Genomic DNA, 8020 nt, shown 5'->3' with positions numbered 1-8020 from the left:
CCCCGCTTTCTGCTGGTCCTCGACGGCAGCCGCAGCATGGGGCCTCACGCGGCGCGGCTGCTGCGCTTTGCCCACGCCCTGCACCTGCGCTCGCGGCGGGTGGAGGTCTACGCCTTTTCCACCGACCTCACGCGGCTGACCCCGTACCTGCGGGGGGCGGTGCCGGGCGCGGCCCTGACCCTCCCCGACCTGGGCGGGGCGTGGGGCGGCGGCACCCGCATCGGGGACAGTCTGCTGCGGCTGGCGCGGGAGGAACGGGGCCGGGTGACCCGCGACACGGCCGTGCTGATTCTCAGCGACGGGCTGGACACGGGCGAGCCGGAGACGCTGACCCGTGCCCTGCGCGACCTCCGTGCCCGGGCGGGGATGCTGGTGTGGCTCTCGCCGCTGGCTTCCCTCCCCGGCTACCAGCCGGTGCAGCGGGCGGTGGCGGCCGCCCTCCCCCACCTTGACGCCTTCCTGCCCGCCGGGAGTGTGCGCGACCTCCACGCGCTGCCGGGCCGCCTGAGGCAGCAGAAACGGCCAGCCGTGAGAGGCTGACCGCTGAGGGCTGATCACTGAGGGCTTTACCGGTACTTCAGCGCTTCCATCAGTTCCTCGACCATCTCCAGCGTGTCCCCGCGCTCGTGGGCGGTGGCGACGTGGGCCTCGAGGTGCCCGCGCAACACGACCTCGCCCGCGCCGGACAGCGCTCCCTGCACGGCCTTGATCTGGCGCAGCACGTCCACGCAGTACACGTCCGGTTCGTCCAGCATCCGCACGATGGAGTCCAGATGCCCCCGCGCGATGCTCAGGCGCCGGGCCGCGCGGCGGCGGGCGTCCTCCGGCATGCAGAGCTTGTTCTCGGGGTGGCAGTGGGCGGCGGGGTCGGCCTGGGTCATTTCACGCTCTTCAGCCACGCGCGGTACTGGTTGATCTCGGCGGACTGGGATCTGATGATGTCCGCCGCCAGCTTCCGCACCGCCGCGTTCTGGGTGCGGGCGGGGACGAGCCGCGCCATCTCGACGGCGCCCTGGTGGTGGGGAATCATGTCGGTCAGGAACCAGCGGTCCACCCCGCTGCGGGGCACGTTCATGGCGGCCGGGGCCGGGCGGTAGGGTTGGCCGGTCCAGGCTTTGACCCAGGCGCCCATCTGCGCGAGTTCCTTTTCCTGCGCGGCGATGACCTCGCGGGCGGCGGCCTTGATCCGCGAGTCGCGGCCGGACTTCAGGGCGGCCCGCGCCATGTCCACCGCCATCTGGTGGTGGTCCATCATCCGCTGGGCGAAGCGCACGTCGAAGGCCCGGCCCTTCAGCGGGCGCAGTTCGGCCAGCATCTGCGCGTTCATCGCCCCCATCGTCATGGCCCCGCCGTGCCCCGCGTGCCCGTGNGCGCCATGTCCACCGCCATCTGGTGGTGGTCCATCATCCGCTGGGCGAAGCGCACGTCGAAGGCCCGGCCCTTCAGCGGGCGCAGTTCGGCCAGCATCTGCGCGTTCATCGCCCCCATCGTCATGGCCCCGCCGTGCCCCGCGTGCCCGTGCGTCTGCGCTCCCGCGCCCCCGGCCAGCGCGAGCGCCAGCCCCAGCAGCGCCCGCCTCACTGCCCGGCCGCGACCGTCGCGCCGTAGCCTTCCTCGGTCACGGCGGCGATCAGCGCCCCCTGCTCGGCCTCGCCCTGCACGGTCGCCTTGCCGCCCGCCAGGTCCACCTGCACGCCCTGCACGCCGGGCACGCCCTTCAGCGCCCCCTCCACGGCCTTGACGCAGTGCCCGCAGCTCATTCCGGAGATGTTCAGTTCGGTGGTCATGGCCCGAGGATAGACCCAGGGGGGGAGGGTGTCAAGAAGGCGCTCCCGATCTGACCCTGCAAAGACGAGGCAGAACGCGCCCAGTCCCCTCCCCCTCAACCCCCGAGCTTGCTATCCCCCCCCGGAGGGTATAGGCTTGACCCATGAACACCAAGACCCTCGACCTCGAGATCGGCGGGATGACCTGCGCCGCGTGCGTGGGGCGAGTCGAACGCGGCTTGAAGAAGGTGGACGGCGTGGAGGGCGCGGTCGTCAACCTCGCCACCGAGCGGGCCACCGTGACCTTCGACCCGGCCCGGACGAACCCGGCGGCACTGGTGCAGCAGGTGGAGGACGTGGGCTACGAGGCCCGCACCGCCGAAGTGTCCTTTCCCGTGGAGGGAATGACCTGCGCGGCCTGCGTGACCCGGGTGGAGCGGGCGCTGAACCGGACGGAAGGCGTGTTGAACGCTTCGGTCAACCTCGCCACCGAGCGGGCCAGCGTGACCTATCTGCCCGCCGCCGCCACGCCCGCCGCGCTGCGGGAGGCCGTGCGCGGGGCCGGGTACGACGTGCCCGACGAGGCGTCCCAGGCCCAGTCCCGCCTCGACGCCGACCGCGAGCGCAAGGCCGCCGAGATCGCGGCGCTGCGGCGCGACGTGACCTTCGCGGCCGCCTTCAGCATTCCGCTGTTCCTGATTGCGATGGTGCCCATGCTGTACGCGCCGCTGCACCACTGGCTGCTCGGAGCGGTGGGCGAGCGGGCGCTGAACTGGCTCATGCTGCTGCTCGCCGCCCCGGTGCAGTTCGGCCCCGGACGGCGCTTCTACCGCACGGGCTGGGCCGCCCTGAAACACCGCTCGCCCGACATGAACACCCTCGTCATGCTGGGCACGACCGCCGCCTTCGCCTACTCGGTGCTGGCGACCGTCGCCCCCGGTCTCTTCCCGGCGGGTAGCGCCCACGTCTATTTCGAGGCGTCGGCGGTGGTGATCACCCTGATCCTGCTGGGCAAGCTGTTCGAGGCGGTCGCCAAGGGCCGCAGCAGCGAGGCGATGCGGACGCTGCTGGCGCTGCAACCCAACACGGCGCGGGTGCAGCGCGGCGGCGAGACGGTAGAGGTCGCGGCGGACGACGTGCGGCTGGGCGACCTCGTGCTGGTGCGCTCGGGCGAGCGGCTGCCGGTGGACGGCGAGGTCGTCGAGGGCCGCTCCTACGTGGACGAGTCCATGCTGACGGGCGAGCCGGTTCCGGTCGAGAAGCTGCCCGGCACGCGGGTCACGGGCGGCACCGTGAACGGCAACGGGGCGCTCACCTTCCGGGCGACCGGGGTGGGGGCCGACACCGCCCTGTCGCGCATCATCCGGCTGGTGGAGGGGGCGCAGGCGAGCCGCCCGCCGATTCAGGGCCTCGCGGACAAGGTGGTCGCCATCTTCGTGCCCGTCGTGCTGGTGATCGCCGCCCTGACCTTCCTGGCCTGGATGCTGATCGGGGGCGAGGGGGCGCTGGCGAACGCGCTGGTGCACACGGTCGCCGTCCTGATCATCGCCTGCCCCTGCGCGATGGGCCTCGCCACTCCGGTCAGCATCATGGTGGGCAGCGGCAAGGCCGCGCAGATGGGCGTGCTGTTCCGCACCGGGGCCGCGCTCGAGGGCCTGGGCCGCGCCGGGGTGGTCGCCGTGGACAAGACGGGGACCGTGACGCGGGGAGCGCCGGAGGTCACGGAAACCGTGAGCTCTCAGCCCTCCGCCATCAGCGAGGACGAGCTGCTGAGGCTGACTGCCGCCGCCGAGGCGTCCTCCGAGCATCCGCTGGCGCGGGCCATTGAGCGGGCGGCGCGGGATCGGGGGCTGAGGGTCCCGACCGCCACCGACTTCGAGGCGGTGCCCGGCTACGGCCTGCGGGCCACCGTGGAGGGCCGCCGGGTGGAGGTCGGCGCGGCGCGGTACATGGCGCGGCTGGGCCTGGACCTGGGTGAGCTGGGCGGGCAGGCGGACGCGCTGGCCGGGCGGGGCCGCACGCCCGTCTTCGTGGCGGTGGACGGCACCCTGGCTGGGCTGATCGGCGTGGCTGACCCGGTGCGCGAGGGCAGCGCCGAGGCCATCCGCGTCATGCAGGCGCAGGGGGCCGAGGTCGCCATGATCACCGGCGACACCCGCGCCACCGCCGGGGCCGTCGCCCGCGAGGTCGGCGTGACCCGCGTGCTGGCGGAAGTGCTGCCGGAGGGCAAGGCAGATGCGGTCGCAGAGCTGCAAGCCGGAGGGCGCACCGTCGCCTTCGTGGGGGACGGCATCAACGACGCCCCGGCCCTGGCCCGCGCCGACGTGGGCGTCGCCATCGGCACCGGGACCGACGTGGCCGTCGAGACCGCTGACGTGATCCTGATGTCGGGCGACCTGCGCGGGGTGCCCAACGCGGTCGCGCTCTCAAGGGCCACCCTGCGGAATATCCGGGTGAACCTCTTCTGGGCCTTCGCCTACAACGTGCTGCTGATTCCGGTGGCGGCGGGCGTGCTGTCGCCCTGGGGCGTGACCCTCTCGCCCGTGCTGGCCGCCGCCGCGATGGGCCTGAGCAGCGTCTTCGTGCTCACCAACGCGCTGCGGCTGCGCGGCTTCCGGCCCCCGCTGTCTCCCACGCCGCTCCAGGGAACGCCGGACCTCCAGCCCGTCACGGCCTGACCCCCCCTCCCCTGCCCCACGTTCCGCTAGCCTCGTTCAATGGCGAAGCTGAACGTGGGGCCTTACGTGGCGAGTCTCAAGACCTCCCCGGCGCAGGTGCGCGACCGGGACGCCTTTTTGCAGCGCGTCCGGCACCGGGACGAGGTGCCCGAGGTGGCGGGAATGCCGCTGGTCGGCCTGGGCGGAAGCTGCGGCAAGCCCGCCTTTCTGCTGCCGTACCTGATCCGCTGGGACGAGGCGAACACCGGGGCACTGGAAGCCGTGGCCGCCGAGTTCGGCTGCTTCGTGGAGTACGGGGCCTACCCGCACCTCAAACTGGAGGACGGCGGGCAGGAGATCGCGGCGGTGCAGGACTGGTCGAACATGGCGATGGTCTTCGTGCGCCCCGGCTACGAGCGCGGCGAGGAGGTGCTGACCCGGCTGGCGCAGGCCCTCAAGCCCAGCTAAAGACCCGCCCCATCCGCCCGGCCCGGCGCGGGTGAACGGTAGGGTCAGGAGGTCTCCACCATGACCCAGCCCATGAACATCCAGCTGATGCAAGAGTGCCTGGACGCCTGCCTCGCCTGCCTGCGGGCCTGCGAGATGTGCGCCGAAGCCTGCCTGGACGAGCCGGACGTGACGATGATGGCCGAGTGCATCCGCCGCGACCGCGACTGCGCCGACGCCTGCGCCTTCACGGCCCGGCTGCTGATGCGGGCGAGCGACCTGCACCCGGGCGCCTGCCGGATGTGCGCCGAAGCCTGCGCCCGCTGCGCCGAGGAATGCGAGCGCCACGCCGGGCACCACGAGCACTGCCGGGTGTGCGCCGAGGCCTGCCGCCGCTGCGAGGCCCTCTGCCGTCAGCTGGCGGCCTGAACAAACCAACAGGAAGCACCCCCGCCCGAGTGGACCGGGGGTGCTTCTTTCTGGAGCGGCTCAGAACCAGCCGCGCCGCTTGGTCTTCTTCCCACCCAGCTTGCGCTCGGCCTGCCCGAGCACGAAGTCGAGGGCGCGGTCGCGCTTGCGAGGTTTGGTGTACTTGCCCCGCGCGGTCAGGCGCTGACGGCGCAGCGACGAGACGACCTGAAGGACCAGCGGCGCGTAGACCATCAGTTTGCCGAGTTTGCCCGGGGAGCGGCGTGCTTTCATGCCTCCCATTACGGCACGGGGGCCGGAAAAGTTGCTGAGGCCGGGCTGAGCCGCCTTCACCCTCCGGCCCGTCCGGGCGGCAGGGACCCTGCTGGCACCACGCGCCCTACACTGGGGCATGACCACAACCCAGGACCGGGTGGAGAGCCTGCGGGGGCAACTCGTCGCGTGGCGGCGGCACCTGCACATGAACCCCGAAGTCGGCTTTCACGAGCACGACACCGCCGATTTCGTCGAGGCCGAGCTGCGGAAGATGCCGGGCCTGACCGTGAGCCGCCCCACCGCGACGAGCGTGCTGGCGGTCCTGAAAGGCGGGAAGCCCGGGCGCACGCTGCTGCTGCGGGCCGACATCGACGCCCTGCCGGTGGAGGAAGAGAACACCTTCGAGTTCCGTTCGCAGCGCCCCGGCGCGATGCACGCCTGCGGTCACGACGGCCACACCGCGATCCTGCTGGGCGTGGCGCGGCTGCTCTCCGAGAACCCCGGGGAGGTGCCCGGCGAGGTCCGGATGATCTTCCAGCACGCCGAGGAGATCGGGCCGGGCGGCGCCGAGGAACTCGTGATGGAGACGGGCCTGATGGACGGCGTGGACGTGGTGACGGGCCTGCACCTCAACTCGCAGCTTCCGGCCGGGATGGTGGTGGTCAAGCCGGGGGCCTTCATGGCCGCGCCCGACACCGTCCACATCACCGTGAAGGGCAAGGGCGGGCACGGGGCGCACCCCGAGCAGACGGTGGACCCCATCGCGGTCGGGGCGCAGGTCGTGACCAACCTCCAGCATGTGGTCAGCCGCCATGTGGCCGCGCTGGACGCGCTGGTGGTGTCCATCACCTATTTCCAGAGTGGGACCACCCACAACGTCATCCCCGACACGGCGGTCCTGATGGGCACGGTGCGGACCTTCGACCCCGAGCTGCGGCGGCGGGCGCCCGAGCTGATCGAGCGGGTGGTCCGGGGCGTGACCGAGGCGCACGGGGCGAGCTACGACTTCGGCTACGAGTTCGGCTACCGCCCGCTGATCAACACCGACTGGGTGGCGGCGCAGCTGCGCGAGATCGCGCTGGAGACGGTCGGGCCGGAACACTTTCAGGAGGCCCAGCCCACCATGGGCGGCGAGGACTTCAGCGCGTATCTGGAAAAGGCGCCCGGCGCGTACTTCAACGTGGGCTCGGGCAGCGACGAGGCCGACAGCCGCTGGCCGCACCACCACCCCCGCTTCACCATCGACGAGGCCAGCCTCGAAACGGGCGTGCGGATGCTGCACGCGGCGGCGCTGCGCCTGACCGGGGAGCCTGGGGGCCAGAGCGGAAGCTGAACCTTCGCAGCGGACGCGGCGGCCTTCCCAGGGTGGAGGCCGCCGCGTTCTTTGGGTGCAGGGTCATACGGACTCCGATGGAATCGTTGACGCAGTGATTCAATCCGAGCGGATGCGAGAAGGAGAAAGGGCGGGTTCCGGGAGATGGATTTCCTTCCGGGACACCACCGGAAGGAAAGGAATTGGACGGAATCCGTATCAATCCTCCCCCGCCGCAGGCCGCTGCGGGAGGCGGGGGGGTGGGGGGGCCTCGTCGCGGGGGGCGCGGGTCGGCGCCGTCCAGGGCGGTCCGAAGACCCCCGCCCGCTGCAAGGCCACGAAGCGGCCCACGAGCGCCGGGTCGAACTGGGTGCCCTGCCCGGCTTCCAGCAGGCCGAGGGCCTCTTGCGGGTCCAGGGCCGCGCGGTAGGGACGGTCGCTGGTCAGGGCGTCGTACACGTCGCACAGGGCAAAGATGCGGGCGAGCAGGGGAATGGTCTCGCCGCGCAGGCCGTCCGGGTACCCGGCGCCGTCCCAGCGCTCGTGGTGCGAGCGGATCACCCCGTGCGCTTCCGGGTGCAGGAAGGGGATGCGGGCCGCGAGTTCGGCCCCGCGCGGGGCGTGGGTCTCGATCAGGGCGCGTTCCTCGGGGGTCAGGCGCCCCGGCTTGAGCAGCACCGCGTCGGGCACGCCCAGCTTGCCGATGTCGTGCAGGGCCGCTCCCTGCCGCAGCCCCAGCAGGCGCTCGGGGGTCAGTCCCAGCGTGGCCCCAAAGGTCAGCGCGAGGTGGGTGACCCGCTCGGTGTGGCCCTGGGTCTCGAAATCGCGCAGCTCGACGGCCACCCCCAGGGTCTCGAGCGCCGCGTCCAGGGTGGCCCGCAGGTCGCCGAGGTGGGCGTCACGCTCCAGCATCCGGGCCGCGAGGCTGCCCAGCAGCAGGGCGAGGTGTTCGTCGGCCTCCCCGAAGGGCCGCTCGGGCTCGCGGGTCAGGATCAGGGCACCCAGCGGCTCGTCCTGACTGCTCAGCAGCGGAACGGCCATCATCGCGCCCGCCCCCAGCTGCTCGCGGCGGTACACGCGGGGGTCCGTCTGCAGGTCGGGCACCCGCAGCACCCGCCGGTCCGCCAGCGCTGCCCAGGCCAGGCCCGCGCCGC

11 protein-coding genes are annotated in these 8020 nt (G+C 72.4%); 5 read left to right on the top strand and 6 right to left on the bottom strand.

The genetic code is table 11. The annotated features are described in order from the left end of the window. Positions 1 to 540: VWA domain-containing protein (locus tag QOL99_RS12575; protein ID WP_285524286.1), on the top strand; the 540-nt coding region annotated here is incomplete at its 5' end. A 26-nt stretch (positions 541 to 566) separates the two neighbouring features. Here QOL99_RS12575 and QOL99_RS12570 read toward each other — a convergent pair. The 4 genes from QOL99_RS12570 to QOL99_RS12555 form a co-directional block, all read right to left on the bottom strand. Further along, the gene (locus tag QOL99_RS12570) at positions 567 to 881 is read right to left on the bottom strand and encodes a metal-sensitive transcriptional regulator (RefSeq protein WP_285524284.1); all 315 of its coding nucleotides are present in this window, start codon (positions 879 to 881) and stop codon (positions 567 to 569) included. Next, positions 878 to 1342, bottom strand: coding sequence for a DUF305 domain-containing protein (locus QOL99_RS12565; RefSeq protein ID WP_285524281.1), 465 nt, complete (start codon positions 1340 to 1342; stop codon positions 878 to 880). The genes QOL99_RS12570 and QOL99_RS12565 overlap by 4 nt, the downstream gene beginning before the upstream one ends. Next, on the bottom strand, positions 1339 to 1479 hold the full coding sequence (locus QOL99_RS18000) for a DUF305 domain-containing protein (protein ID WP_456318860.1): 141 nt from the start codon (positions 1477 to 1479) through the stop codon (positions 1339 to 1341). The genes QOL99_RS12565 and QOL99_RS18000 overlap by 4 nt, the downstream gene beginning before the upstream one ends. 98 nt (positions 1480 to 1577) lie before the next feature. Beyond that, the gene (locus QOL99_RS12555) at positions 1578 to 1787 is read right to left on the bottom strand and encodes a CopZ family metallochaperone (RefSeq protein WP_285524277.1); all 210 of its coding nucleotides are present in this window, start codon (positions 1785 to 1787) and stop codon (positions 1578 to 1580) included. A 143-nt stretch (positions 1788 to 1930) separates the two neighbouring features. Between QOL99_RS12555 and QOL99_RS12550 the strand changes: the two genes are divergently transcribed. The 3 genes from QOL99_RS12550 to QOL99_RS12540 are packed head-to-tail and all read left to right on the top strand — an operon-like array spanning position 1931 to position 5299. Further along, a complete protein-coding gene (locus QOL99_RS12550; protein WP_285524275.1) occupies positions 1931 to 4444 on the top strand; it encodes a heavy metal translocating P-type ATPase in 2514 nt (837 codons plus the stop codon). Positions 4445 to 4483: 39 nt separating this feature from the next. Continuing rightward, the gene (locus QOL99_RS12545; protein ID WP_285524273.1) at positions 4484 to 4891 is read left to right on the top strand and encodes a hypothetical protein; all 408 of its coding nucleotides are present in this window, start codon (positions 4484 to 4486) and stop codon (positions 4889 to 4891) included. Positions 4892 to 4951: 60 nt separating this feature from the next. After that, on the top strand, positions 4952 to 5299 hold the full coding sequence (locus QOL99_RS12540) for a four-helix bundle copper-binding protein (protein WP_285524268.1): 348 nt from the start codon (positions 4952 to 4954) through the stop codon (positions 5297 to 5299). A gap of 60 nt (positions 5300 to 5359) precedes the next feature. On the opposite strand, the gene QOL99_RS12535 is transcribed toward QOL99_RS12540, so the two are convergent. Beyond that, positions 5360 to 5572 (bottom strand): hypothetical protein, encoded by a 213-nt coding sequence (locus QOL99_RS12535; RefSeq protein ID WP_285524263.1) that lies wholly within the window; start codon positions 5570 to 5572, stop codon positions 5360 to 5362. 118 nt (positions 5573 to 5690) lie between these two features. Between QOL99_RS12535 and QOL99_RS12530 the strand changes: the two genes are divergently transcribed. Continuing rightward, positions 5691 to 6887, top strand: a complete 1197-nt coding sequence (locus QOL99_RS12530; RefSeq protein WP_285524262.1) for a M20 family metallopeptidase — start codon at positions 5691 to 5693, stop codon at positions 6885 to 6887. Between the two features lie 198 nt (positions 6888 to 7085). Here the strand turns inward: QOL99_RS12530 and QOL99_RS12525 are convergent. Further along, a partial coding sequence (locus QOL99_RS12525) for an HD-GYP domain-containing protein (protein ID WP_285524261.1) occupies positions 7086 to 8020 on the bottom strand: 935 nt, incomplete at its 5' end.

The organism is Deinococcus rhizophilus (assembly GCF_030271215.1).
In the GTDB taxonomy this organism is placed as follows: Bacteria; Deinococcota; Deinococci; order Deinococcales; family Deinococcaceae; genus Deinococcus; species Deinococcus rhizophilus.
This window is presented reverse-complemented; position numbering and strand designations above follow the sequence as displayed.

Excerpts from the sequence above, each read along its gene's own strand:
- QOL99_RS12570 (WP_285524284.1), bottom strand. The coding sequence starts at position 881 with ATGACCCAGGCCGACCCCGCCGCCCACTGCCACCCCGAGAACAAGCTC.
- QOL99_RS12565 (WP_285524281.1), bottom strand. The coding sequence starts at position 1,342 with ATGACGATGGGGGCGATGAACGCGCAGATGCTGGCCGAACTGCGCCCG.
- QOL99_RS12555 (WP_285524277.1), bottom strand. The coding sequence starts at position 1,787 with ATGACCACCGAACTGAACATCTCCGGAATGAGCTGCGGGCACTGCGTC.
- QOL99_RS12550 (WP_285524275.1), top strand. The coding sequence starts at position 1,931 with ATGAACACCAAGACCCTCGACCTCGAGATCGGCGGGATGACCTGCGCC.
- QOL99_RS12545 (WP_285524273.1), top strand. The coding sequence starts at position 4,484 with ATGGCGAAGCTGAACGTGGGGCCTTACGTGGCGAGTCTCAAGACCTCC.
- QOL99_RS12540 (WP_285524268.1), top strand. The coding sequence starts at position 4,952 with ATGACCCAGCCCATGAACATCCAGCTGATGCAAGAGTGCCTGGACGCC.
- QOL99_RS12535 (WP_285524263.1), bottom strand. The coding sequence starts at position 5,572 with ATGAAAGCACGCCGCTCCCCGGGCAAACTCGGCAAACTGATGGTCTAC.
- QOL99_RS12530 (WP_285524262.1), top strand. The coding sequence starts at position 5,691 with ATGACCACAACCCAGGACCGGGTGGAGAGCCTGCGGGGGCAACTCGTC.